This is a genomic window from Paraburkholderia sp. BR14312 (genome assembly GCF_040948675.1).
GTDB classification, from domain to species: domain Bacteria; phylum Pseudomonadota; class Gammaproteobacteria; order Burkholderiales; family Burkholderiaceae; genus Paraburkholderia; species Paraburkholderia nodosa_A.
Genome location: NZ_JBFPKI010000001.1, coordinates 965,533 through 990,213, shown reverse-complemented (window position 1 = coordinate 990,213; position 24,681 = coordinate 965,533). Strand labels below are relative to the sequence as shown.

The following is a 24,681-nucleotide window of genomic DNA, read 5'->3' as shown; positions in this document are numbered from 1 at the left end:
TGGCCGGGAACGGGCACATTGTCCGGCAATGACTCCCCGGCGATAATCCACTTCGACGGAACATCATTTATGCTCTGGATGCACAGATGATGACTTAACCCTGACTGCCATGAATCCCGCTGACCTCCTGCCCCTGCTCCCCGATCTGGCCGCCTTCGCCCGTGTGGTCGACGCCGGTAATTTCTCGGTCGCGGCCCGCCAGCTCGGCAGCACCCCTTCCACGGTGAGCCGCCAGATGCAGCGGCTCGAACGCGCGCTCGGCACGCGCCTGCTGGAGCGCTCCACGCGCAGCCTGCGGCTCACGGAATCCGGCGCCGAAGTCTACCGTCACTGTACGGACATGGTCGAAGCCGCCGCCAGCGCGGCGCAAGCCGCCAGCCGCCTCACCGACCGCCCGCATGGCCGCGTCAGCATCAGCGCGCCGATTTCGTTTGCGCAAAGCGTCATTCATCCGCTGATTTCCGGCTTCCTGCGCGCGTATGAGGAGGTCGCGGTGCAGCTCATCTTTACCGACCGCGACGTCGATCCGGTACGAGACAGCGTCGACATCGTGATTCGCCCGACGCCCACGCCGCCGCCGGGGCTCGCGGCGCGCGGGCTCGGCACGCTGCAGTGGATGCCGTGCGCGTCCACCGGCTATCTGCGCGCGCACGGCACGCCGAAGCACCCAAAGGACCTCGCCCGCCACGACTGCCTCTATCTCGGCGAAACGCCCGACGACAACCGCTGGACCTTCCGGCGCGGCACACAGACGAATACCGTCGAGGTGAAGGGCCGCTATATCGCCAACGACGTGGGCGCGCGGCGCGATGCGGCGCTCGCGGACTGGGGCATTGCGAGCCTGCCCGAATTCGCCGCGGCGGATGCTCTGCGCGACGGTCTGCTCGTTCGTGTGCTACCTGAGTGGTCGCTGGAGCCGCGCGCTTACAGCGGCCCGGTGTGGATGCTCTATCCGCCCAACCGGTTTTTACCGCCGAAGGTGCGCGTGTTGATCGACTGGCTCGCGCAGCACATGCCCGGTTGACCGGCGCCCCGCGCCCGGCCGCCCGTGAGACGATCGGGCATGAACTTGAGCAGCGCCGACATTCACCCGCGCGTGTGGACCTCCTAGACTGGGTCATGGAAACGAATGCATGAACCCCTCGAGGAAACACGATGCAAACATTGCGAACGGATGTCGCCATCATCGGCGCCGGCACGGCCGGACTCTCCGCTTACCGCGCCGCGAAGGCGGAAGGTGCAAGCGCGATCATCATTGAAGGCGGCGCTTACGGCACGACGTGCGCGCGCGTGGGCTGTATGCCCTCGAAGCTGCTGATTGCGGCGGCCGAGGCGGCGCACGCGGTAACGATGGCGCCGCGTTTCGGCGTGAATCCGCTCGGTATGGAGATCGACGGCCGGGCTGTGATGGAGCGCGTGCGCAGCGAGCGGGACCGGTTCGTTGGGTTCGTCGTTGACAGCACGCTCGCCCTGCCCGAAGCGGACCGCCTGGTCGGGCACGCCCGCTTCATCGACGACGGGCTCCTCCAGGTTGGCGAGCATATACAGGTGCGCGCAAAGAGCGTCGTGATCGCCACGGGCTCGACGCCCACGGTACCCGAGTCGCTCGCCGGACTAGGCGAGCGGCTGATCGTCAACGACGACGTGTTCGCGTGGGAGGACTTGCCGCGCAGTGTGGCGGTGGTCGGTGCGGGCGTAATCGGTCTGGAACTCGGCCAGGCGCTTGCGCGGCTCGGCGTGCGGGTGACGTTGTACGGCGGCTCGCACGGCAGCGTGGGACCGCTCACGGACCCGCGTCTGATCAGCGAAGCACACCGCGTGTTCGGCGCAGAAATGCAGTTCGAGACGCAGGGGCGTGTGGTATCGGCTACGCGCAGCGACGCGGGCGTGACGCTGCGCTATGCCCGTGCGGATGGCACGCAGTCCGAAGCAACGTTTGATTACGTCCTGGCAGCAACGGGCCGGAACCCCAACGTGGCGAAGCTGGGCCTCGCAAACACCTCGCTCGAACTCGACGCGCACGGCGTGCCGCGTTTCGACGCGGCTACGCTGCAAGTCGGCACCGCGCCGGTGTTTTTGGCTGGCGACGCGAACGACGTGCTGCCGCTGCTGCACGAAGCCGCCGACGAGGGCCGCGCCGCGGGCCGCAATGCGGCTCGCTTTCCCGAAGTCGAACCCGTTGCGCGCCGCGCACCGCTAGCAGTCGTGTTTTCCGATCCGCAGATCGCCATGGTTGGCAAGTCACATCGGGAACTGGTGGAAGGCCGCTTCGTGACGGGCGCCGTGAGCTTCGAAGATCAGGGGCGCAGCCGCGTGATGCTCAAGAACCACGGCTTGGGCCACGTGTACGTGGACCGTGCGACGCGGCGCTTCGTGGGTGCGGAATGGCTCGGGCCAGCGGCGGAACATATCGGGCACCTGCTCGCGTGGAGCGTGCAGCTGGGATTGAGCGTGGACGACATGCTGGCGATGCCGTTCTATCACCCAGTGGTCGAAGAAGGCTTGCGCACGGCTTTGCGAGACGCTGCCTCACAGCTGAATCACAAGGGCTGAGTGAATCTCGCGTGGCTAACCATTTCAATTCGCAACGGCACACACACTAACAATGAAAGCACTCGTCCTCAGCCAATACGATAGTCCGCTCGAACTGACCACGCTCGATCGCCCGGAACCGCAAACGGGCCAGGTGCTCGTGCGCGTTCATGCTGCGGGCCTCAATCCGCTCGACGTCAAGATTCGTGCGGGGAAGGCCGATCATGCGAAGCATCCGCTGCCGCTCGTGCCCGGCATCGACATGGCAGGCGTGGTGGAAGCGGTCGGCGCGGGCGTCACGCGTTTCGCGCCCGGCGACGAGGTGTACGGCATGACGGGCGGCGTGGGCGGCATCCAAGGTTCGCTGGCCGAGTACGCTGCCGTCGACGCGGACCTCCTCGCGCGCAAGCCCGCGAATCTTTCGATGCGCGAAGCCGCCGCGTTGCCGCTTGCGTTCATCACGGCGTGGTCGGGCATCGTCGATCGCGCTCACCTGGCGGCGGGTCAGAGCGTGCTGGTTCAGGGCGGCGCGGGTGGCGTCGGCCACGTGGCCGTGCAGATTGCGCGCGCGCTTGATGCGACTGTCTTCGCGACGGGGAGCACGCGCAATGCCGATGTGATTTCGCAACTGGGTGCGACGCCTATCGATTACGGCGCGCTGAGCGTCGAGCAGTACGTTCAAGCTCATACGGCAGGTGCCGGGTTTGATCTCGTCGTGGACACGGTGGGTGGCAAGACGCTCGATGCTTCGTTTGCCGCGGTCAAGCATTTTGGGCACGTGGTGAGCGCGCTTGGGTGGGGCACGCATGCGCTCGCGCCGCTGTCGTTTCGTGAGGCGACTTATTCGGGGGTGTTTACGCTTTATCCCCTTTTGAGTGGGAAGAACCGTGGGCATCACGGTGAGATGCTTGGTGAGGCTACGCGGCTTGTCGAGGCGGGGCAGCTTAAGCCGCGGATGGATTCGCGGCGCTTCTCGCTGAACGACACCGAGCGGGCTTATGAGGCTGTCGCCGACGGGAGTGCGGCTAGCAAGGTTGTGGTTGAGATTGGTTGAGGATAGGTTGTGCTGCGTCGCGGCGCTATACATCCGGCGACCTTGATCGCATATGGATTTTAAAGACTGCTTCGACGCATAGAACTAAGCGGTTGCTGAGTGGCCTTATTTAACGGCTTTTGCTGAAAGGCAACAGCTTTGCTCAAAGCGAGAAACGCGGAGCCGCTCGATAGCTGCCTTGGCGACGCCATGGAAATCGTTCAGAATGTCGACGACCGAATGAGAGATTACATCTACGTGGACCGCTCGGAATACACCCCGCCGGCATTTGCCGAGAGATTAAGCGAACGCATGGTCGCAATATAGCCCACCGATCGAGCAAATCGAAGAACTGCCGGACAATTTCATGGGTTTGGACGACGTACTGGCGTTCGCCGGTGCTGCCCGCCCCGTATCTCGAACGGCAAATCGCTACCGCAAGGAAATGACTTCATAACTCGGTAGCGCGTGCCCCGGATAAAGCTTCCAGTCCTTACGTATCTCACGAACGTGGGACTGCACCGGTGGTGTACGGTCGCCCCACATGCCGCATCCCCTCCGCCGGATAATGTCTGGGAAAACAGAAAATGCTCGCTCCTTTGCTTGCTGCATTCTACGAAACGGTTCGACAGGGCAGCGTCACGGCTGCCGCGCGACGGTTGGGGATAAGTCAGCCTACCGTCACAGCGCGCATCCAGCAGCTCGAGCAACGGTACAGCGTGCAACTCTTTCATCGACGCGGCAGCCGCCTTGACGTGACGAAGACCGGCGCGGCGCTCATGCCGTTCATTGACCGGATGACGCAGGCGGAGAGCGACATCGACTTCGTACTGCGCAACGAGTGCGAGTTGTTCGCGGGCAGCTTCCGGCTCGGGACCACCGGCCCCTACTACGTCCTGCCGACCATCGCCGCATTTCGTCGCCGCTATCCTCACGTCCAGATCGGCATCGAGATCGGCAATTCGCAAGCCGTGCTCGACGCGCTCGCGGAGCATCGCGTCGATATCGCGGTCTCATCCCATTACGTGGACGACGCGAGCCTCGAGTTGCATCGCATCGCGAGTGATCGGCTCGTACTCGTGGTCGAACCTCGCCATCCGCTTGCGGGGCAGCGCAACGTCGACTTGAACGTGCTCGCGACCGAAACGCTGCTGCTGCGCGAACAGGGCTCGTGCACGCGCGCCGCAACGGAGGCCGCGCTTGGGCAGCGCCGCGTGGAGCCTCGCGCGCTCATCGAGATCGGCAGCCGCGAAGCGATCTGTGAAGCGATCCGCCTCGGCCTCGGCTGCGCCCTGATGCCCGCGGGCGAGGTGCCCCTCAGCTCAGCGCTCGTTTCCGTGTCCATCGAGCCGGAATGCCCTGCCGTATACGAATATCTTTACCACCTGCGCAGCCGTTCGGGCGCGCGTCTCATCACCACATTCATGGCGACGTTGGCCGAGACGATCGGCCTCCCCATAAAAAAAACCGATACGTGAATCGGGGATCTTTCGCAGAACGCAATATAGGCGTCTTGCCTGCTGCCTAATATCGCCCTCAATCGCTGGATACACCGGCGAATCTTTGCAGGGGGATAACCATGACAAGACAGGCATTCGTATACGCCGCATGTGGTCTCGCACTCGTCACCGCGCTCGGCGGTTGCGGTGGGGGCACGCAATCGGCGGCAAACCGGACCTTCTCAGGCGACGCGGCGGTCGGATCATCGGGCACAGCCAGCAGCACTCTCAACAAGATGCTCGTGATCGAGCTCGATGGCGTAACCTATAGCGCCCTCACTGCAGGCATCGCGGGCGGCACTCTGCCGAACCTCGCGAAGCTGAGCATTGCGCCTGCCTATAGTGGCGGCGTGAACAGCACGCTCAGCCAGCAACCGAATCTCGATATGCCCGGCTGGGCCACGATCGTGACCGGCTCCTGGGCCGACCGCCATCAGATCGAATCCGACGCGCCAAAACAGGCGCTGCACGCGCCCACCGTATTCTCAATATTGAAGTCCGCGGGTGCGGGCAAGTTGGGTGCAGCCGTCGATTCGCCTGGTTTCGCCTCGATCCTGACGCCCGACCAGAACGCCGGCTACATCGACACCGTGGTCAACTGCGCCTCAGTCGACAGCTGCGTGACGACTCAAGGCAAGAGCATGATCGACAACGGCTACTCGCTCGTCGTCGCCCAGTATCACTCCGCCGAAGACGCCGCTCTCAACTGGGGCCTCAACTCGTCGAATTATTCAGCCACGCTCGCGCAACTCGACAGTGCCGTCGGCACGCTCGTCGGCGACGTGTCGCAACGCAGCGGGGAGAATTGGCTCGTGCTCGTGACAACCAGCCACGGCCTCAATGCCGCGGGTGGCACCGACGCCCTCCCCCTCGCGCCGGAGTCGACGAGCTTCATCGGCATCAACCAGCAACCCAACGGGCGCCTCACCAATCCGGCCGCCCCCACCTCGCTCGCGGACCTATATACCCGCGCCAGCATTGCAGACATCACGCCCACGCTGCTCGCCTATTGGGGTGCGCTGCCGAGCGCGGTGACGTATGCACTCGATGGCGGCGAACTGGTCGGCCAGCAGCCGGTGTCGCAGCTCATCGGTGTCACCGGCAGCGACAATGCGAGTACGGTGCTCAGTTGGACCCCGCCTTCGAGCGGCGCGATCTCGGTGCTACGCAACGGCCAGCAGATCGCCACGCTCCCTGCAGGCACGACGACGTACACAGACAGCCAGCTCGGCGTCAGCACGACCGGCGCCTATACGTTCAACTACGTGGTGGCCGCGGGCAATGCGCCGCTCGCGTCGCTGATCCAGATCGAGTATGTGGCACCCCCTCCGCCCCCGCCCCCGCCGCCCGCTCTCGCGACGACGCTGACCAACGGCCTCTCGACATACTATGCATTCGGCGCGCTGCCAGCCGCCGACAAGATGGCGGCCAGCACGCTCGGCCCCTGGGCGGCGGATGCGAACGGCGGCTCGCTTACGCCAGATCCGTTTGGCGGCCAGGGTCTCAAGGTGGATACGAACGTTGTCGACACGAATGGGTACGACGGCTACAAGCTCGTGCAGAACAACGACGTGACGAAACAGCCGCAGTTCACAATGGGCTTCTGGGTCATGACGTCTTGCCAGAATCTCACGGGCAACGGCACGCCAATCTTCTCGAACAAAAACTACTACTCGGGGGGCAACCCCGGTATCACGATCGCGCTGTTCCCGGGTTCGGGCACGAGTTGTAACGTGCGCTTCAATATCGGCGACGGGACAACGCGCAACGACATGAACGCTGCGACCATCACCGCGAACAAGTGGGCCTACGTAGCATTCGCAATCGACACGGTCGGCAAGACCATGACGGGCTACGTGTTTGATCCCGTGCTCGGCGAAGAGAAGTACACGGCCTCGGTCACGGTGACCGCGTCGAAGCTGCCGGGCCTCGGCGCTTTCGGCCTCAACGAGGACGGCACAGGCCAGTACTACATGAACGCGTGCAAGGACACCCCGCCCTACACGCCTGGCAAGTGCGCGGCTACGCCCCCGGATGTGCAGTCGTTCAGCGACCTCGCGCTCTGGAACCGCACCGTCACTGAGGCTGAACTAAAGACGGTCTTCGCTTCGGGCAAGCCGCTCTCCACCCTTCTCCCGTAAGAGACTCCTCGATGAATGCGAATAGCTTTCCCGCAATGCACGGCGTACAGCACCTGCACCGCAGCGCAGGTGCGCTGCTCACCGGAATGCTGTGCACGCTGCTCGCGGCCTGCGGCCCCGGTTCGAACGGCGGGTCTTCCGCGCGAGCGGCTGCGGCTGCGGGTGCGGGTGGCGCAAGCGCGCCGGTCGCGATCGTGGCGGCGCCCGCCTCGGGCAGCTACGCGGCCCTTGGCGTGGCCGCCTCGCAGCCGCTGCTCAACACGCAGTTGAACTGCGCGCCATGAACGTCACGCGAACCGCGCGCAAGGCGTGCCCAGCGCAGGCCCGACGCACGGTTCGCGCTGCACGCAAAGCGCCTGTTCGTGCCCCCCGGTTCGGCCCTCGTATCGCGCGGCTACGCGCGAAGACAACGTAGAAGAAAACCCACCACATCATGACTTCATTGGATCGCCGTCAATTCCTGCGCGCCGCGGCGGCCGGCGCGACGTTCAGCGTGTTCCCGCCCGCCATCCGGCGCGCGCTCGCCATTCCCGCGAATAACACGACCGGCACGATCAACGACGTGCAGCACGTCGTGATCTTCATGCAGGAGAACCGCTCTTTCGATCATTATTTCGGCACGCTACCTGGCGTGCGCGGCTTCGCCGACCGCTTCACGATCCCACAGCCGGGCGGCTCTACTGTCTGGCAGCAGAACGACGGCAGCCGCACCGTGCTACCGTTCTATCTGGACAGCACCAAAGGCAATGCGCTGCTTGCGGGTGGCGCGCATTCGTGGACCGACACGCACAGCGCCTGGGATAACGGCCGCATGACGCAATGGCCGAAATCGAAGGGCGACGTATCGATGGGCTATCTGCAGTCCGCCGACCTCCCCTTTCACTTCGCCCTCGCGAACGCCTTCACGATCTGCGACGCGTACCACTGCTCGCTGCACGGCGGCACCAACTCGAACCGCATCTTCATGTGGACCGGCACGAACGGTCCCACCGGCTCTAACTATGCGGTCGTCAACAACAATGGATGGGACGGCCTCGGCCCGTCGGCGACGGGCCTGACCTGGACCACCTACGCTGAGCGTCTGCAAGCCGCGGGGGTGAGCTGGAAGGTCTACGAGAACCAGCCCGATAACTATGGTGACAACCCGCTCGCTGGCTTCGCAGCGTTTCGCAAGGTCAACGAAACCATTTCCGGTTCGCCGAACGCACCCTATACACCGGCAATGGAGGCGCTTTCGCCGCTCTATAAGGGCATCGGCAACACGATGCCCGATGGCGGATTCCTGCAGGCCCTCGCCAACGACATCGCTGCGGGACAAATGCCGCAGGTGAGTTGGATCGTTTCGCCGGGGGCGTATAGCGAGCACCCTGGATCGTCAACCCCAGGCCAGGGCGCTTACTACCTCCAGTTACTGCTCGACACGCTCACGGCAAATCCCGATGTCTGGAGCAAGACCGTGCTCTTCGTGAACTACGACGAGAACGACTGCTTCTTCGACCATATGCCTGCGCCCAACCCGCCTTCCCCGAATGGCAACGGCACTTATGCCGGCAAGTCGACGGTCACGACGCAATACGAATATTTCACCCTTCCCAATCCGCCGGGCGACTCTTCACCGCTCGCACCGGACGGCCAGCCATACGGACCCGGCCCGCGGGTGCCGATGTTCGTCGTGTCGCCGTGGAGCACGGGCGGCTTCGTCAACTCTCAGGTCTTCGACCATACCTCGGTGCTGCGCTTCCTCGAACAGCGATTCGGCGTGCGCGAAACGAACATCAGCCCGTGGCGTCGCACAGTATTCGGCGACCTGACCTCCTGCTTCAACTTCAGTAATCCAAACGATACGGCCGTCGCGCCGCTCCCCGCACCGACCAAATCCGCCGCCGATGCCCAGAGTGCGCAGCAAAGCGCGCTCGGCGCGGTGCCGGTGCCTTCGGTCGCGAGCCAGACGATGCCAAAGCAGTCGCTAATGGCGCGTCCGTCGCGTGCCCTGCCGTACCAGCTGCACACCAGCGCCAATGTCGACACGAAGAACGGCAACGTGTGGCTCATCTTCAGCAACACTGGCAGCGCGGGCGCTGTCTTTCACGTCTACGACAAGCTGCATCTCGACAAACCACCTCACCGCTACACGGTGGAAGCCGGCAAGGAGCTTTCGGATATCTGGACGCCAGCCGCTGCGGATGCGGGCGCCTATGATCTTTGGGTGCTCGGCCCGAACGGCCTGCACCGCCAGTTCACCGGCAACGTTACCAAAGCGAAAAGCGGGCCCAATCCTGAGGTTCGCGTATGCTATGACACGGGCAACAACGCCGTTTATCTGACCATCATGAACACAGGCAGCGTCGCCACCAATACGACTGTCACATCGAACGCTTACCGGAGCGATGGTCCGTGGACCTACGCGGTTCCGCCAGGCATGCAGGTCGAGCCGTACTGGTCGGTGACGTCATCGAATGGCTGGTATGACTTTACGCTCGCCGCCGAGAACGGCGTAACCCGCCGATTTGCAGGGCGGGTCGAAACGGGGGCGGACAGTGTCAGCGATCCCGCAATGGGGAGCTAAATGTGCCGCGTGGTTCGTGCAGAGGCGGGCCGCTGCGCATAGCGCGGCCGTTCGAGCGAGCCCGGCACCCACGACATACGATGGATTCGCTATTCTTCTGTGCTGTACCTGGCGCGTCAAAACGGCGTGTCGCCTTCGATAGTGGTGCGATAGAGCTTACGGCGCAGATGATCGGGCGTGCCCGCCGCGAGGTGCATGAGCGAGCGGTTGTCCCAGAACACGAGATCGTGCTCGCGCCATTCGTGCCGGTAGCAATGCTCCGCGCGCACGCTGTGTGCGAACAGCGCGTCGAGTAGCGCGCGGCTTTCGTCTTCCGGTAGATCGACGATGCGCGTCGTGAAGTGCTCGCTCACGAACAGCGCCTTGCGGCCCGTTTCCGGGTGCGTACGCACGACGGGATGGACAACGGGCTTGACCTGCGCGATCTGTTCCGCTGTCAGGTTCGGCCGCCACGGGCTGCGCGCCTGGAGTTCCGCATAGCGCGCGAGATAGGTATGCTCGGCGCGTCGCCCCTCGACGGCGCTGCGCAAATGCGCAGGCAGCGTGTCCCATGCGAGATGCATGTTGGCGAACAGCGTGTCGCCGCCCTCTGTTGGCAGCTCCTGTGCATGCAGCAGCGAGCCGAGGCTCGGCTTCTCCTTGTACGAAAGATCGGAATGCCAGAAGTGTCCCGCGTCGCCAAGGCCGATGGGCTTGCCGTTCTCCACGATGTTCGAGACGATCAGCACCTCCGGGTGGCCCGCCAGCGCGAACTGATGCAGCACGTGGATCTGCAACGGCCCGAAGCGGCGGCTGAATTCGACCTGCTGCTCCGGCGTGATGCGTTGGTCGCGAAACACCAACACATGGTGATCGAGGTGCGCGCGATGAATGCGCGCGAAATCTTCGCGCGACAGCGGCTCTGCGAGATCGAGGCCGACCACTTCCGCGCCGAGCGGTGCACTCAAGGGAAGAATGTCGAAGCGGTGGGACGCGTTCGACGCCGCAGAGGCGGTAAATGTCGCGGTGGTAGTCACGCAGCATGCCTTTCAGGTAAGCAACAGCTTCAATCTACGTGATCCGGCCACCGGCTGACAACGAAGCAAATCCGATACGTTAATCCGTTCGAGTCATAAAGGCGCTGTTAAGACATACGGCTGCACAAGTCGCAGACCGGCGCTCAGGGCCCGAATACTTATGTCCAAATCTGGCCAGAATCCGCTACGCGCTCGAAGTCACCTTGCCGATGTCGCTGATGCCGGTCGTGGGGCAGCTTCTGCCGTGCGTCAGGCGACTGTTCGATCTGGACTCGCGCCCCGATCGGATCGATCCGCAAGAAGACGACCCCCTGACCGGTCTCTTCTTCGTGGGCAAAAAGTACCTCCCGCAGATGTCGCTCACGCGCATTGGAACCGGAGCGCCGCCGCTCGCACTTTGCGCACAGCGGCAAATCACGCAGTTCTCTGCCGGCGAAAGACAGGACTTCGGACTTCCGATCACATTGCCTGGAACGAAACTAAAACGGACCGCTACGTAGCCTCGCCGGAAGCGGTCCGCTCTCACACTTACTGACCGCCCCCGTACATATCGAGCAGCATCAGCGTCACGCCGTTGGTCCAGCCAAAGCCGTCCTGCAACGGGTATTCGCCGCCCCCGCCGCCGCCTTCACCTGCGCCCTCGACGATATATTTCTCGACGAGCTTTTGCTGCGTGTTATAGACGTTCTCGACGTCGGCAAGAAAACGCGTACCGACTGGCTGCGCGAGATCGCTGCGCCCGTATTGCTTGAGGCCCTGGATGGCGATCCAGTGCAGCGGCGCCCAGCCGTTCGGCGCATCCCATTGCTGGCCGGTGTTGTAGGTCGACGTGGCGAGGCCGCCCTGCTGGAGCAGCACGTTCTGCATCGTCTGCGCCGTCTTCTTCGCGCGCTCGGGCCACGCCACGCCCGCCATCAGCGGATACATCATCGCCGGTGTCTGGTTGTCGCGCGATTTGCCGAGTTGCCAGTCGTAGTCGCCGTAGTAGCCCTTGTTGTTCCAGAGGTAACGGTTGATGCCCTCGGCGCGGCGCGCGGCGTAGCCGGCGAACTGCCCCACACAGCCGAAATCGCGCGCGACTGTGCAGGCGCGCACGATCGTCGTTTCCAGATGGAACAGGAGGCTGTTCAGGTCGACCGGAATGATCGACGTGGTGCGCACCGTCCAGAGGTTCTGGTTGTCGCCGAACCAGCGAGAGCTGAAGTCCCAGCCGCTTTCGGCGGTGGCGCGCAGGTCGCGGTAGACCGCGTTGGCGGGGCGGCCCGTGGCCTGCTGCGCGGTCTGGACGTCTTCGATATACGACTCGTCGCGCGGCGTGTCGAGTTCGTCCCAGTAACGGTTGAGCACCGTGCCGTCGCGCAGCACGACCACATTGCGCGTGGCTTGCCCACGCGGCGTGCTGCTCGCACCCTGCATCCAGTACGCGTACTCCTTACGCAGCGCGGGCAGGTACTTCTGGTACACGCTGTTGCCTTCCTTTTGCGCGGCGAGTTCCACCATGTACGAATAGAACGGCGGTTGCGAGCGGCTCAGATAATAGGTGCGATTGCCGTTCGGGATATGGCCGAAGGTGTTGATCATGTACGCGAAGTTGTCGAGCATGTCGTCGACGAGATCTTCATGGCCCGACTCCTGAAGTCCGAGCATCGTGAAGTACGTGTCCCAATAATAGCCCTCCCGGAAGCGCCCGCCCGGCACGACATAGGGCTTCGGCAGCGGCACGAGCGAGCTGTTGTCGGGCGCCGACGTGGTCGTGCGCGTGAGCCCGGTCCAGAGCCAGTCGATATGCTGGCGCAGGGTCTGCCCCGCAGGCGGCGTGATGCTCTGGTCCGGCGGCGGCGTGAAGTATTGATTTACGAAATTCTGCAACGAGAAGCCGGGTTGGTTCTTCTGCGTTTCGTAGAGCTGAACGATGGTTGCGGGGTCCGTGTTCGGCGTCGAATCGACGAAGGTCTTCTGGTCGGAGAAGATCTGAGCGGTCTGCACCGCCACGAACAGATCGCCGTACAGAATATCGGGCGCAGGCGGCAGCGGCGCGCCTACCTGGGTGTCGGCAAAACAGTTTGCACAGGCGAGCAAAAGCGTCGCGATACTGGCCGCGCTGATCGCAGTGCGGGAACGCTGCGGCGACTTTCGGGGCGGGAGTGACTGTAAGCTGGCTTGAATGCGATGCGCATCGTTTGGCGATGCGGCGTGGATGCGAGACTGCAGCTGCGTGCTCATGTTGCCTCCTTGGTGTTGGGGCACTTCGCTGGTCTCCTCGCACCGGCCCGTTCACGCCGTTTGTTTGCGGCGTGCGGGTCCGGCTGGATGCGCAATGGCATCGCCGGGTCCCGGGCAACGAGAGCATCGCATGACTTCGCACACCGAATCAACTGCGGCGTGATAGTGAGTGAAAGTGCGGAAATTTATGCCGCCGATCTGGCGGAAAGGACACGGCGCATCGGTAACAGTGGCCGTGCTGCGGCGACACATGTGGTAGAAATGCGGGCGCCTGGCACGACAGCAATATCGCGGGCGCCCACCTGTTTAAACATCGCCCAGATCGTCGATGCGATCCGGATGCACGTCGCCGTCGGGTTCCAGCGATTCGTCGCCGTCTGCCGCGGCGCGTTCGCCCGTGCCCGCCCTATCGGTGTCGCTCTGCGCTTCGTCTTCGCCCGCTTCGAGCGCATGATTGTCGAGTTCCGTGTCGCGGTCGAATTCGTGGCGCTTCGCGCCCTGGGTGTCGCTGCCGGAATCGGATATCGCCCGGGCCCAGCGAGCCCGTGTCGTGCCCCGGCGGCATGGAGTCGGGAAGATCGTTGTCGGGGTCCAGCGTGCTGTTCATGGCAGGCTCCTTGTATTGTCGATGCGACTACGACGCGCGCAGAACGCGTGCCTTGCAAAGCGCGCCCTCGCGCCTGCCGCGGCTGCCCGTTCGAAGCGCTCGACCCGCCATCCACGGGAATATTCGCACCGGTGATGAAGCGCGCGTCTTCGCTCGCGAGAAACACGATTACGCCCGCGATATAGCACGTCGAAGCGCCCGAAACGCGCGACCGTAGCGTCGATGAGCACTTGCACCGATGCGCCGTCGCGTACGTCGGTGAGGTGCACCAGCGCGCATGCGCATCCTGCGTGCCGAACGTGAGCGGCAAGCGTGCGCCAGCGAAACGATTACCTGCGTGAGCGCGCCTGCCTGCGCAAACGTGCGAATGCCATCGCCACGCCAAAGACACCCATCGCCACACCGCCCATCAACGCATGCACATGGCGTTCGGTGAAGAGCGGCGCGCCGCCATTGCGCGCTTCACGGTCGAAGCGGCCGTGCGCGCCGATCTCGCCCGGCACGGGTGCATGCAGGTTGTCGGGCACGTCGGGCGCGCGCGGGTGGCCCGTCAATTGTCCGCGATACCCTGCATGCGCGAGATAGCGGTCGAGCAGTCCCGGCGCGATCAGGTCGGCGATGATCGCGCGCACCGTGGACCAGCCCAGCCAGAGCGTGCGCCGCCGATGTTGCGCAGCAAACAGAATGGCGCGCGCGGCGACTTCGGGCTCATACACGGGCGCAACGGGCCGCGCCTCCTGCCCGGTACGGTTGGCTGCCCAGTCGAACTGCGGGGTGTTGATGGCGGGCAGATCGACCAGCGAGATGTGCACGTCGAGGCCATCGTGAATCAGCTCCGATCGCACGGCGTCGGTAAAGCCGCGCACCGCGAACTTCGCGCCGCAATACGCAGATTGCAGCGGGATTGCGCGCGAGGCGAGCGCCGACCCCACGTTGACTATCGCGCCGCGATTGCGCGTGCGCATGCGCGCGAGCGCCGCCATCGTGCCGTACACCTGGCCGAGATACGTCACCTGGGTCGCACGCTCGAAGTCGTGCGGCGAGATCGACGAGAGCGGCGCAAAAACGGTCGCCATGGCGACGTTCACCCAGACGTCGATGTCGCCCAGTTCGCGCTCGACCCGCGCCGCGGCTGCTTCGACGGCTTGTGCGTCGGCGACGTCGGTGGGCACCGCGAGCGCGCGCACACTGTAGGCTGCCTGTAATTGCGCAGCGGCCCGCGCGAGCCGTTCGGGTTCGCGCGACAGCAGCGCGACGTCGTAGCCCGCTCGCGCGAACGCTTGCGCAGCGGCGCGGCCCACGCCCGCGCCCGCACCGGTGATGAGAGCAATTTTGCGTTGTGATGTGGTGCGCATCGGGGCCGGTAATCGGAAAGAGGAGTAGTCTCAATCCGCAAAGGCTATGCCCATCGGTTCCAGACGCGATCCAGAGTACGGTGCAAACCGCCATGCGTTGGCTGGCACCGCGTTTGCGCGTCCATCCCTTCGCGCGCTGTCGCCCGGTTGCAGTGCGCCCCTGCCGAGGAGTCCCCGCTCATGTCATCGAACTCATCGTCGAATGCCAGGCCCACGAAAGCCGACCCATCCGATCTCGACCGCCTCGTCATCGACACGATCCGAACCCTGTCGATGGACGCCGTGCAAAAGGCCAATTCCGGCCACCCCGGCACGCCCATGGCGCTCGCGCCGCTTGCGTACCAGATCTGGCAGCATCATCTGCGTTACGACCCTGCCGCGCCGCTATGGCCCAATCGCGACCGCTTCGTGCTCTCGAACGGCCACGCTTCAATGCTGCTGTACTCGCTGCTGCACCTCGCGGGCGTGCAGGCCCTCGATGAGAATGGCAAGCTCACGGGCAAGCCCGCGGTCTCGCTCGACGATATCAAACACTTCCGCCAGATCGACAGCGTGACGCCGGGGCACCCGGAATATCGCATGACGACAGGTATCGAGACGACCACCGGGCCGCTCGGCCAGGGGCTCGGCAACAGCGTGGGCATGGCCATGGCCGGGCGCTGGCTCGAGCAGCACTTCAATCGCCCGGACGCCAGGATCTTCGACTACCGCGTCTACACGGTGTGCGGCGACGGCGACATGATGGAAGGCGTCTCGCATGAAGCGGCTTCGCTCGCGGGCCATCTGGGTCTGTCGAATTTGATCTGGTTCTACGATAGCAACCGCATCACGATCGAGGGCCATACCGACCTCGCCTATAGCGACGATGTCGAAGCGCGCTTTCGCGGCTACCACTGGAACACGCTGCACGTGGACGACGCGAACGACACGAATGCCATCGAAGCCGCCATCGAAAAAGCGCAGGCCGTGACCGGCAAGCCGACGCTCATCGTGGTGAAGAGCATCATCGGCTGGGGCGCGCCGAACCGGCAGGACACGGCGGCGGCGCACGGCGAGGCGCTGGGCGAGGACGAGGTGCGCCTCGCCAAGCGCGCGTACGGCTGGCCCGAGGACGCGCATTTCCTCGTACCCGATGGCGTGTACGAACGTTTCGCGCAAGGCATGGGCGCGCGTGGCAAGGCAGAGCACGAAGCATGGAAGCAACGCTACGACGACTACGCGAAGCGCTACCCCGAGCTAGCGAAGGAACTGAGCTTGATGCTCGATGGCAAGCTGCCCGACGGCTGGGACGCCGATATTCCCACCTTCGAGGCCGACGAAAAGGGCATGGCCACGCGCGAGTCGTCGGGCAAGGTGCTCAACGCCATTGCGCAACGCGTGCCGTGGATGATCGGCGGCGCCGCCGACCTCGCGCCCTCGACCAAAACCAATCTCAAGTTCGAAGGCGCGGGCAGCTTCGAGCGCGATCACTACGACGGCCGCAACCTGCACTTCGGCATTCGCGAACATGGCATGGGCGCGGTCTCCAATGGCCTCGCGCTTTCGGGCTTACGGCCTTTCGCGTCGACGTTCCTGATTTTCAGCGACTACATGAAGCCGCCGATCCGGCTCGCCGCAATCATGGAGCTGCCCGTCGTTTTCGTGTTCACGCACGATTCGATCGGCCTCGGCGAAGACGGGCCCACGCACCAGCCGATCGAACAGCTCGCCTCGCTGCGCGCTGTGCCGGGCCTGCTCACGCTGCGCCCCGCCGACGCCAACGAAGTCGCCGAGTCCTGGCGCGTAGCGCTCGCACGTTCGCGCGAACCGGCCTGCCTGGTCTTGTCGCGCCAGCCGCTGCCCACCGTCGACCGCAAAAAATATGCGAGCGCGGAAGGCGTGCGGCGCGGCGCATACGTGCTAGCCGACGCACCCGACGGCAAGCAGCCCGAAGTCCTGCTGCTCGCCACGGGCAGCGAAGTTTCGCTTTGCATTGCCGCCTATGAGACGCTGAACCAGGAGGGCATCGCAGCGCGCGTGGTCTCAATGCCGTCATGGGACGTGTTCGAACTGGAGGACGAGGCGTACCGCGAGTCGGTGCTGCCTGCGCACATCCATGCACGCGTGGCCGTGGAGCAGGCGGCGACGCTCGGCTGGGACCGCTACGTCGGCCGCTTCGGCTCGCAGATCGTGATGCACACGTTCGGCGCCTCCGCGCCGCTCAAGGCGCTGAAGACCAAATTCGGCTTCACGCCGGAGCGCGTGGTCGAAGAGGCGAAGAAGCAGATTGCGCGCTGCAAGGCTGGCGCGAGCGAGTAGTACGAGTAGTCAGTGCCTGCCGGTGCCGTACATGCGCAAATAGCCGCTGTGCAGCATCACGGGCTTGCCGTCCGTCTCTTCGATGAGGCGGGCGGCCGCCGCTTCGATTGCGTCGCGGTTGCGGTGAAATGCCTGGCGCAGATCGGGCTCGCGCAGCGATCTCGCGCCGAAGCGGTCTTCCAGCGCTTCGGCCGTAATGGCACAGTCCACAGGGACGGAATCCGCCACGGCAACAAAGGTTAGCGCAAGCTCCTCCGTGTCGTACTCGACCGGTCCTTCGGGAAAGGTGATGTTCATGATCGATGGACTCCTGAATTGCTTGCCGACCAATCTGCTCGACGCGTCCTAGCCGCTCACGCCGGATGTACGCGCCACCGCGCGTAGCGCTTCAAGCATGATGGCTTCGAGTTCCTGCGCCCTCGCCACGCGCGCGCTTTCGACTACGAGGAAGTCGCTGTCGCCGGAACGCTGAGCCCAGTCCTTGCGTGCGCGGGCGTACACCAGGTGCTCCCTGACGGAGCGCGCCGCGGTCCACAGTGCGCGCTCCACGTGACTGACGATGCCCTCCTCCAGCGACATCTCCGAAAACGCGTGACCCGTATGACAACGGTAACGGTGTGGACGCGCGTTCTTTATCTGCCAGAGCGTACCGCCGCACGCGGGGCATGTGAGGGCCGTGCGCTCGCCGACGTTGTCGAGTTCTTCGGGCGAAACGAACCCGCGCGCGGCCACACGCGCCTCTTCTTCAGTTTGCGAGCCCGCTTTCATGGCACGCTCCTTAGCCAGGGTAGCCAATGGCGCCGCACGCACGGCGTCGCCGATCGCGGCAGCCATGTCCTGAATGCCGGCCACCGTCGCCGCGCCGTCTACCGCGCGCAGGGCCGCTGCAGGCATGGACGACGCTTCGCATTCCTGCGGATCCTGCACGAGACACGCGCCGCCACACGCGCGAATCGCTGCGAGGCCCGCTGAGCCATCGTCGAGATCGCCGCTCAGCACGACGCCGACCACCTTGCTGCCGTACGCCATGGCGGCGCTGCGAAACAAGGGATCGGCGGCGGGCCGCGAGAAGTTCTCGGCTGCGCCATCGGAGAGCCGAAGGCGCCCTTTCTCGACGATCAGATGCCGGTCGGGCGGCGCCACGTAAATCCGGCCCGCCTGCATCACTTCGCCATCGGCGGCGTGGGCGGCTGGCAGCGGACCGCTGCGCGACATCAGTTCGGGCAGCGTACTTTTGTGGCGGCCAATATGCAAAACCACGCACACGGCGGCCGGCAAGTCGCCAGGGAGCCCGGCCGCAAGCGTACGCAGCGCAGAAAAACCGTCGCGCGAAGCGGCTATGACCACGATTTTCAACGGTTCCATGCCGCTTTCTCCCCGGCGCGCGCATCATGCATGCCCAGGCGAAGTGGCGCCTTGACCGCCGCCGGGGAATGTTTATCGCCTCGTGATGCCAAATAGCAAGCTCGCCAGAAAGAGAATCACGAAGATGACGAACAGAATCTTGGCGATGCTCGCGGCGCCCGCCGCAATCCCGCCAAACCCGAACACAGCCGCGATGATGGCTATCACGAAGAAAACGATCGCGTAGTAAAGCATTGCCGGCTCCTTTGAAAAGGTCTCCCCGCCTATGCGCACCGGCTGTGCCCGAACCGGCTTTTGCGAGAGCGATGCGTGTCTCGGGACGCGCTGAGTGCTGCGGCACGCCTGTTGCGGCAGGCAAGTTGTAGCTCTCAAAGTGAAGGAGGCTGCCATGTACCCGTTGCAATGCGCCTTGCGCGCGGGCCTCGTCGGCCTCTGTGCCGTGCTCGGCACGCAGTTAGCGCTTTCCCAGAGTAGCCCACAGGCGGGCAGCGGCGAGTCTCAGCACGCCGCGCGGCCCAATCAGTTGCCGCCGCACAATCTCGCGGGGGGCAATCCGGGTTACGGCGGCGAGGCAAGCGATACGTTCATCACCGCCCACGCAAAGGCCGCGCTGATGGCCGCAGACGGCGTGAACTCCAGCGACGTGCACGTCACCACCCAGCGCGGCGCCGTCACGCTCACGGGCACCGTCCCCGACGAGGCGCAGCGCGACAAGGCCGAAAGCGTGGTCCACGGCCTCGACGGCGTGGTCTACGTAACGAACGAGCTGAAAGTGTCCAAACCGCAGTAGCGCGCAAGTGTCTCACCTCCAACCGCCATGGCCTCTCCACAGGAGTTATTCATGCCGATGCCGTACGCCTGCATGACGTCGTTTCATTTGCCGCCGCCCGATCCGCTGGACGACCCGCAACGCCCGCCGCTGCCGCCGCAACCGGACGACCGCCCGCCGCCCACGCTGCCCGAAGGCGATCCGCCGCCGCACGTGCCGCCCGAGCGGTTCGAGCGCGCGGCGCAATTTGCATGAGAAAAGACACGGCAACCACGAAAGGAGAAGACAATGACCCAGGTTCGCGAAGTGATGTCACGCGAGGTCGTCCATATCGCGCCAGATACGACAATCCGGCACGCCGCAGAGCTCATGCGCGACCATGACATCGGCGCGCTGCCGGTATGCGACGGCGAGCAGATCGTCGGCATGGTGACCGACCGCGACCTCGCCATGCGCGGGCTTGCCCAAGGTTGCACGGGCGAGGAAACGGTCTCGCACGTGGCCACCTCGAGCGTCCAGTGGTGCTACGAGGACGAAGACGTGAACGTCGTTCAGCGCCGCATGGCGGAGGCGCAGGTGCGCAGGCTGCCGGTGGTGAACCACGAACGCGAGCTGGTCGGCACGCTCTCACTCGGCGACATCGCCACGCGCTGCGACGGCGCGCAGCGCGAGCGCATCGCCAATACGCTCGAAGACATTTCTCAGCGGCGCGTGCCGTAACCATCGGGCTGGATGCGGCACGACCCGGGTCTACATCGATGCGTGCCGCTCCAGCCGCCGGCTAGTCGTACGCTTGCCTCGCGCGCACGCCGCGCTCCGCTGCTGCGAGCGCTTCCTGGCGCCGGTAATAGCGTTCGAGCACGTAGCCCGCCGTCGCGCCGTGCAGCACAACGGACAGCACGATCGCGTCGAGTGCCGCGGGCAGCACGGGCCGCAACACGTCGCCGGCCTCGTCGATACCCCACACCGCGTAGTAGAACGCACCCACGCCGCGTATGCCCATCCACGCCATCAGCACGCGCTGCGGCGCGTCCGCGTGCGAACCCGCCATTGCCGCGAACACGGCCAGGGGCCGCGCAACGAATACCAGCACGAGTGCGCACAGCACGGGGCGCAGATCGAGCATCTCGCGCCAATGCGCCGAAATCACACAACCAATGATCAGCAGTACCGAGAACTCGGCCAGCCGCTCGATTTCCAGTGTGAACCCCGTCATGCCTTCGGCGAGCCAGGCATGCGCGCGCTGCGGGTCTTTCGCGACCTCGGTGCGCTCGCCGAGTTGCACGCTTTCGAGCGCTTCTGCCGGGCGGCGCTCGCCCGTTGCGCGCAGTTCCTCGTGGCGCAGCGCCACGCCCGCCGCGAATACGGCCACGAACGCGTACGCATGCAGCAGCAGCGCCACGCCGTAGGTCACTGACATCAACCCGATCGCGATGAAGCCGTCGAGGCCCACCGCTTCGCCATATCGAGTACGCAGATGGAACACGATGCGCACGCACAGCGTAGCCAGCACGGCACCCACGAGGAGCGCACCCGCGATGCCCCACGCCACCCACCCGGCGAATGCCGCCGCGTTCTGCGTGCCGACACCATGCACGCCGCACAACGCGAGGCCGAGCAGCGCAAACGGCATCGCCGCGCCGTCGTTGAGGCCGCCCTCGCCCGAGAGCGCGAATCGCACGGGCTCGGCGTCGCCGGCCTCATGAACGCGCAGCTCGTTGGCGAGCACCGGGTCGGTCGGCGCGAGCGCCGCGGCAAGAAACAGGGCCACGCCGGTGGCCGCACCCAACGCCACGCCGAACGCGTACATCAGCGCGACACTGAGCGCCATGGCCAGCACGCCCAGGCGCAGCGGCAAATGCCAGAGGCGGTCGCGTAGCCGCACGCGCAGGTGCATGCCGACCGAAAACAGCGAAATCACGAGCCCGGCTTCTGCCACGACGGTGAGCGTGCGCACGTTCTGCGCAAGGTCGGCATGCACGAGCCCGAGCACACCGGGTCCGACGACCACGCCCACGGCCAGATAGATCATCGCGCCCGTGAGCGGTAGACGCGCGATCGGGCCGCGCGCGAGCGCCACGAACATCAGCAGCACGCCGATCAGCAAAAACCACAGTGCTTCCTCCGGCATCGAAAGACGTCCCTCCTCGTCGATAGTTGCGGCGGTGCGCGGGCCGCAGCCCGCGCCCCAACCCCTCGTTCCCGCAATCTCTGTGCCTCCCGTCGCGCGGGCGGAGGGGCAGCGTCATTCGTCCGCGCGGAGCGGGAGCGCCTTCGCGAAGCACCGCACGTCGCTCGAACCGGCACAATCCGCGAACGGCTCAGCCCGCTCGTAACCGTGCCGTTGATAAAACGCGATCGCGCGCCGGTTGGCTTCGCGCGCCTGAAGAATGACGCGCCGATAGCCCGCCCCGGCCGCCACCGTCTCGAGAAAACGAAGAATCGCCGTGCCGGTTCCAGGCCATTCGGGCCGACGGTAGAGGCACTGGAATTCGGCCACCTCGAACGAGAAGCGGCACAGCGCGCCGCAGCCGATCGCGAGGCCATCCATGGTGCGCGCCATGACAAAGGCGCTGCGCGCCGAACCCAGGTCGCCCAGGTAGAACTGCGACTGCACGCTGTCCCCCCGGTAGAGCGCCAGCATGGCGCTCATCTCGTCGAGCAGAATGCGTGCATCGAGCGTGCACGCGTTCTCTCTTCGCACCACTGCGAGTGCCGATATGTCTTTCATTGCTCATGCCCTCCCGATCTCGTCGCATCCAGGATGCGCAAGGAGGGTGCCAGGGCGCGGGAGACCGGGCGCGCACGGTTCGCATGCCCATACGGCGCGTTCGAGGCCCCTCATGCCGCTTTCGTCTACCATCGCGTATGCTTCGTCATCCGATCAGGAGACCGTATTGGACGCACAGCAACTGAGCACCCTTTACCGGCGCTACATCGACTGCCTGAACCGGCGCGATTGGGCTTCTCTCGGGGAATTCGTCGCTCAGGACGCGATTCACAACGAACGCCCGCTTGGCCTCGCGGGATATCGCGCCATGCTGGAACGGGACGTTCACGACATTCCCGATTTGCGCTTCGAAATCGAACTGCTTGCCGTCGAGCCGCCGCTCGTTGCCACCCGATTACGTTTTGATTGCACGCCTCGACAAGTCTTTCTGGGCTTGCCTGTCGACGGGCGGCGCATCGTGTTTTCGGAAAATGTCTTCTACGCCTGGCGCGACGGGAAAATCGCACAGGTCTGGTCGGTCATCGACAAGTCTGCAATCGAGGCGCAACTGTCATGAGAAACCGGCTTGCAGTGACGATTGCCGTGGTTTTCGGGCAGCGTGACCAGTTGCGCAGCCGCGCACGCGGCAGGAAATCAGGATGACTCACCTTGCAGTGCGGAAAGTGCTGCGCATTCGGACTCCTCGTATCCGCAGTTCTTTCTTCCCCATGACCTTGGCGAAGTGCTCGCCGATGCGGGCTTCGTTGTGGACGCAATCAACCTTCCCGGCGCTAGCTCTCACGCTGCCCGGTAGCCCGGCTGGCATAACCGCTTTGTCACCCTGGCCATCGCGGCGTCAGTTTCGCGCCAGCGTCGGCAGGTAAGATCGATGCAAACGAAGCCATGGCGCAGGACGCAACAGAGGTGAGGCAGAATGCATTCTTTTCCGCTATTCATTGTCGGCGCACCCCGCTCGGGAACGACGTTCCTCTGCTCGGTTCTCAATGCGCACCCGCACATCCAGCTCACCAACGAATGCCGTATTTTCGCGCTGGTCAAGGAAATGCTGGATGTGGACAGCCAGCGCCCCGATCTTCTTGGCGCGGCCTGCCGCGACCGCTTCAACGCTTATAGCCGGCGCACGCTCGGCGCCTGGGTCGAGCGCTTCTATCGTGAAGACCTCGACATGTCGGCACCGATCTGGGGCGACAAGCATCCCCCTTACGCCGATCCGACGATTCTTTCCGGGCGCACCGGCGCAATCGAGCGCTTGCCGCGCTCCGGATCGTGCCTGAGGCTCATCCACGAGTTGCTGCCCAACGCGCGCTTCATCCATCTTCATCGCGATCCTGGCTGGGTTGCCAATTCTCTGGTGCGCAAGCACTGGATCGGGTCCGTCAACGACGGCGTGCGCGTCTGGGGCCAGTACGTGAGCGAGATCATCGACTTTTTCGCCGAAATCCCGAAGGAGCAGACGCTGACGATCGGCTATCGCAATCTCATCGAGGATGCGGATACGACGATCGCGAGCATCAGCCGTTTTCTGGGCCTCGCGGACCCTGCGCCAATACGCGATTTTCTGCACGCCCAGCGCAGCGCCCCAACGCCGTTCAGCGATCCGGTGACCGATATCGCCGATCTCTACGTCGTGCCGCCCACGCCAACGACGGACAACGCGCTCCTCGCACTCGCCGAAAAGGCGGCGACGCAGCTCGGCTATTGCGCATCGGCAACTCTTTCGGAATCCCGATAACTTGCGCGCAAGCAGCGCCTGGCATGCGCGGTTTCGCCTGGCATCCCGAGGCGAGTGCAAGCGGCGGTTCTGGCCGCCGCTTGCACCAAACGTGACGCAATTGTTTTGGACTACGCGCGATTCGTGATGGCAGGCCTGGAAGCGATTTCCCAAGCCCACCGTTCAGAAGAGTCCGGGCCCCATGCGCAAAGTTCCGTATTTCGTGCTGCCGCGCGCCTTTGAAGCCGCGGCACGGCTCCAGAGCTTCGCGCTCGCGGCACGCGAACTCCATCTCACGCCGTCGGCAATCAGCCATCAGGTCAAGGAGCTCGAGGCGTATTTCGGGCGGCCGCTCTTCATCCGGCGCAATCGCCGCATCGATCCGACCCCGGAGGCGCTGCGCCTCCTCGACAGCCAGAGCCGCGTGCCGATGTGCTCGCCCGCGTTGCTTACGAGCGCAAGCTCGGTGGAAGCGTTGATGCAGGAGGCCACGCTGATCGACAGCCCATCGAGCCGCGTGACCTGGCGCGACCGGTTCGCCGCGAACGGTCTGCCGTTGACCGACCGGCCGCGCCCGTTGTTCGATCGCGCGGCGCTGGCGATTTCGGCGGCGGCCGACGGCATGGGCATCGTGCTCGAAAGCACGCGCCTCGCCGAGCGCGAGCTTGCGCGCGGCGATCTGGTGGAGGTCGGCGCCGACCGCTTCACGCGCGTTTTACGCGAAACGCATTTCCTTTCGTGCCGCACGACCGACGTCAAGCAGAGCCGCGTGGCCGCATTCCGGCAGTGATTGCTGGCGCAAGCGTCGGCGGGGTAAGCGCTTGCGTTCGTCTGC

23 protein-coding genes and 2 pseudogenes are annotated in these 24,681 nt (G+C 64.8%); 15 read left to right on the top strand and 10 right to left on the bottom strand.

What is annotated here, in order from left to right; all coding sequences use genetic code 11:
• The first annotated feature begins 109 nt into the window (after positions 1-109).
• The 7 genes from AB3X98_RS04495 to AB3X98_RS04465 all read left to right on the top strand — a co-directional run bounded on the left by AB3X98_RS04495 (position 110) and on the right by AB3X98_RS04465 (position 9,771).
• On the top strand, positions 110-1,024 hold the full coding sequence (locus AB3X98_RS04495) for a LysR family transcriptional regulator (RefSeq protein ID WP_368602648.1): 915 nt from the start codon (positions 110-112) through the stop codon (positions 1,022-1,024).
• Positions 1,025-1,155: 131 nt separating this feature from the next.
• On the top strand, positions 1,156-2,553 hold the full coding sequence (locus tag AB3X98_RS04490; protein WP_368602649.1) for a dihydrolipoyl dehydrogenase: 1,398 nt from the start codon (positions 1,156-1,158) through the stop codon (positions 2,551-2,553).
• 52 nt (positions 2,554-2,605) lie between these two features.
• Positions 2,606-3,586 (top strand): zinc-dependent alcohol dehydrogenase family protein, encoded by a 981-nt coding sequence (locus AB3X98_RS04485; RefSeq protein ID WP_368602650.1) that lies wholly within the window; start codon positions 2,606-2,608, stop codon positions 3,584-3,586.
• Positions 3,587-4,152: 566 nt separating this feature from the next.
• Positions 4,153-5,043 carry a LysR substrate-binding domain-containing protein gene (locus AB3X98_RS04480; RefSeq protein WP_368602651.1) on the top strand — a complete coding sequence of 297 codons (891 nt, stop codon included), beginning with the start codon at positions 4,153-4,155 and terminating at the stop codon, positions 5,041-5,043.
• Positions 5,044-5,144: 101 nt separating this feature from the next.
• Positions 5,145-7,205: a LamG-like jellyroll fold domain-containing protein gene (locus AB3X98_RS04475; protein ID WP_368602652.1), complete on the top strand. Its 2,061-nt coding sequence runs from the start codon at positions 5,145-5,147 to the stop codon at positions 7,203-7,205.
• Positions 7,206-7,216: 11 nt separating this feature from the next.
• Positions 7,217-7,489: a hypothetical protein gene (locus AB3X98_RS04470; protein ID WP_368602653.1), complete on the top strand. Its 273-nt coding sequence runs from the start codon at positions 7,217-7,219 to the stop codon at positions 7,487-7,489.
• 149 nt (positions 7,490-7,638) lie between these two features.
• The gene (locus tag AB3X98_RS04465) at positions 7,639-9,771 is read left to right on the top strand and encodes a phosphocholine-specific phospholipase C (protein WP_368602654.1); all 2,133 of its coding nucleotides are present in this window, start codon (positions 7,639-7,641) and stop codon (positions 9,769-9,771) included.
• 116 nt (positions 9,772-9,887) lie between these two features.
• On the opposite strand, the gene AB3X98_RS04460 is transcribed toward AB3X98_RS04465, so the two are convergent.
• Positions 9,888-10,787, bottom strand: coding sequence for a TauD/TfdA dioxygenase family protein (locus tag AB3X98_RS04460; protein ID WP_368602655.1), 900 nt, complete (start codon positions 10,785-10,787; stop codon positions 9,888-9,890).
• Positions 10,788-10,990: 203 nt separating this feature from the next.
• Here AB3X98_RS04460 and AB3X98_RS04455 point away from each other — a divergent pair, with 203 nt between their 5' ends.
• Positions 10,991-11,287, top strand: a complete 297-nt coding sequence (locus tag AB3X98_RS04455; RefSeq protein WP_368602656.1) for a hypothetical protein — start codon at positions 10,991-10,993, stop codon at positions 11,285-11,287.
• A 28-nt stretch (positions 11,288-11,315) separates the two neighbouring features.
• Here the strand turns inward: AB3X98_RS04455 and treA are convergent, their stop codons facing one another.
• The 4 genes and pseudogenes from treA to AB3X98_RS04435 form a co-directional block, all read right to left on the bottom strand.
• Positions 11,316-13,010 (bottom strand): alpha,alpha-trehalase TreA, encoded by a 1,695-nt coding sequence (gene treA / locus AB3X98_RS04450; RefSeq protein WP_368602657.1) that lies wholly within the window; start codon positions 13,008-13,010, stop codon positions 11,316-11,318.
• Positions 13,011-13,316: 306 nt separating this feature from the next.
• Positions 13,317-13,617: pseudogene (locus AB3X98_RS04445) on the bottom strand (chemotaxis protein).
• A 73-nt stretch (positions 13,618-13,690) separates the two neighbouring features.
• Positions 13,691-13,798 (bottom strand): annotated as a pseudogene (locus AB3X98_RS04440) (SDR family oxidoreductase); the annotation flags it as partial.
• A gap of 148 nt (positions 13,799-13,946) precedes the next feature.
• A complete protein-coding gene (locus AB3X98_RS04435; protein ID WP_368602658.1) occupies positions 13,947-14,972 on the bottom strand; it encodes an SDR family oxidoreductase in 1,026 nt (341 codons plus the stop codon).
• 180 nt (positions 14,973-15,152) lie between these two features.
• Here AB3X98_RS04435 and tkt point away from each other — a divergent pair, with 180 nt between their 5' ends.
• On the top strand, positions 15,153-17,270 hold the full coding sequence (gene tkt, locus AB3X98_RS04430) for a transketolase (protein ID WP_368602659.1): 2,118 nt from the start codon (positions 15,153-15,155) through the stop codon (positions 17,268-17,270).
• A gap of 9 nt (positions 17,271-17,279) precedes the next feature.
• On the opposite strand, the gene AB3X98_RS04425 is transcribed toward tkt, so the two are convergent.
• The 3 genes from AB3X98_RS04425 to AB3X98_RS04415 all read right to left on the bottom strand — a co-directional run bounded on the left by AB3X98_RS04425 (position 17,280) and on the right by AB3X98_RS04415 (position 18,869).
• The gene (locus tag AB3X98_RS04425) at positions 17,280-17,567 is read right to left on the bottom strand and encodes a DUF1488 domain-containing protein (protein WP_324157344.1); all 288 of its coding nucleotides are present in this window, start codon (positions 17,565-17,567) and stop codon (positions 17,280-17,282) included.
• Positions 17,568-17,615: 48 nt separating this feature from the next.
• Positions 17,616-18,635, bottom strand: a complete 1,020-nt coding sequence (locus tag AB3X98_RS04420) for a chemotaxis protein CheB (RefSeq protein WP_342948672.1) — start codon at positions 18,633-18,635, stop codon at positions 17,616-17,618.
• A gap of 72 nt (positions 18,636-18,707) precedes the next feature.
• A complete protein-coding gene (locus AB3X98_RS04415; RefSeq protein WP_042267338.1) occupies positions 18,708-18,869 on the bottom strand; it encodes a DUF1328 domain-containing protein in 162 nt (53 codons plus the stop codon).
• Positions 18,870-19,023: 154 nt separating this feature from the next.
• Here AB3X98_RS04415 and AB3X98_RS04410 point away from each other — a divergent pair, with 154 nt between their 5' ends.
• Genes AB3X98_RS04410 through AB3X98_RS04400 form a run of 3 tightly spaced genes read left to right on the top strand, consistent with a single transcriptional unit; the run spans position 19,024 to position 20,124 of the window.
• Positions 19,024-19,425, top strand: coding sequence for a BON domain-containing protein (locus AB3X98_RS04410; RefSeq protein ID WP_342948671.1), 402 nt, complete (start codon positions 19,024-19,026; stop codon positions 19,423-19,425).
• 51 nt (positions 19,426-19,476) lie between these two features.
• Positions 19,477-19,659, top strand: a complete 183-nt coding sequence (locus tag AB3X98_RS04405) for a hypothetical protein (RefSeq protein WP_069263253.1) — start codon at positions 19,477-19,479, stop codon at positions 19,657-19,659.
• Between the two features lie 33 nt (positions 19,660-19,692).
• Positions 19,693-20,124: a CBS domain-containing protein gene (locus AB3X98_RS04400; protein ID WP_368602660.1), complete on the top strand. Its 432-nt coding sequence runs from the start codon at positions 19,693-19,695 to the stop codon at positions 20,122-20,124.
• Positions 20,125-20,185: 61 nt separating this feature from the next.
• Here AB3X98_RS04400 and AB3X98_RS04395 read toward each other — a convergent pair whose 3' ends face one another.
• A complete protein-coding gene (locus AB3X98_RS04395) occupies positions 20,186-21,535 on the bottom strand; it encodes a cation:proton antiporter (RefSeq protein ID WP_368602661.1) in 1,350 nt (449 codons plus the stop codon).
• Positions 21,536-21,649: 114 nt separating this feature from the next.
• The gene (locus AB3X98_RS04390) at positions 21,650-22,048 is read right to left on the bottom strand and encodes a GNAT family N-acetyltransferase (RefSeq protein ID WP_368610217.1); all 399 of its coding nucleotides are present in this window, start codon (positions 22,046-22,048) and stop codon (positions 21,650-21,652) included.
• A 253-nt stretch (positions 22,049-22,301) separates the two neighbouring features.
• Here AB3X98_RS04390 and AB3X98_RS04385 point away from each other — a divergent pair, with 253 nt between their 5' ends.
• The 3 genes from AB3X98_RS04385 (at position 22,302) to AB3X98_RS04375 (ending at position 24,636) form a co-directional block, all read left to right on the top strand.
• The gene (locus AB3X98_RS04385) at positions 22,302-22,691 is read left to right on the top strand and encodes an ester cyclase (RefSeq protein WP_368602663.1); all 390 of its coding nucleotides are present in this window, start codon (positions 22,302-22,304) and stop codon (positions 22,689-22,691) included.
• 357 nt (positions 22,692-23,048) lie between these two features.
• Positions 23,049-23,867 (top strand): sulfotransferase, encoded by an 819-nt coding sequence (locus tag AB3X98_RS04380; protein WP_368602664.1) that lies wholly within the window; start codon positions 23,049-23,051, stop codon positions 23,865-23,867.
• A gap of 181 nt (positions 23,868-24,048) precedes the next feature.
• Complete coding sequence (locus tag AB3X98_RS04375) at positions 24,049-24,636, top strand: LysR family transcriptional regulator (protein WP_368602665.1); 588 nt, start codon at positions 24,049-24,051, stop codon at positions 24,634-24,636.
• Positions 24,637-24,681: the final 45 nt, after the last annotated feature.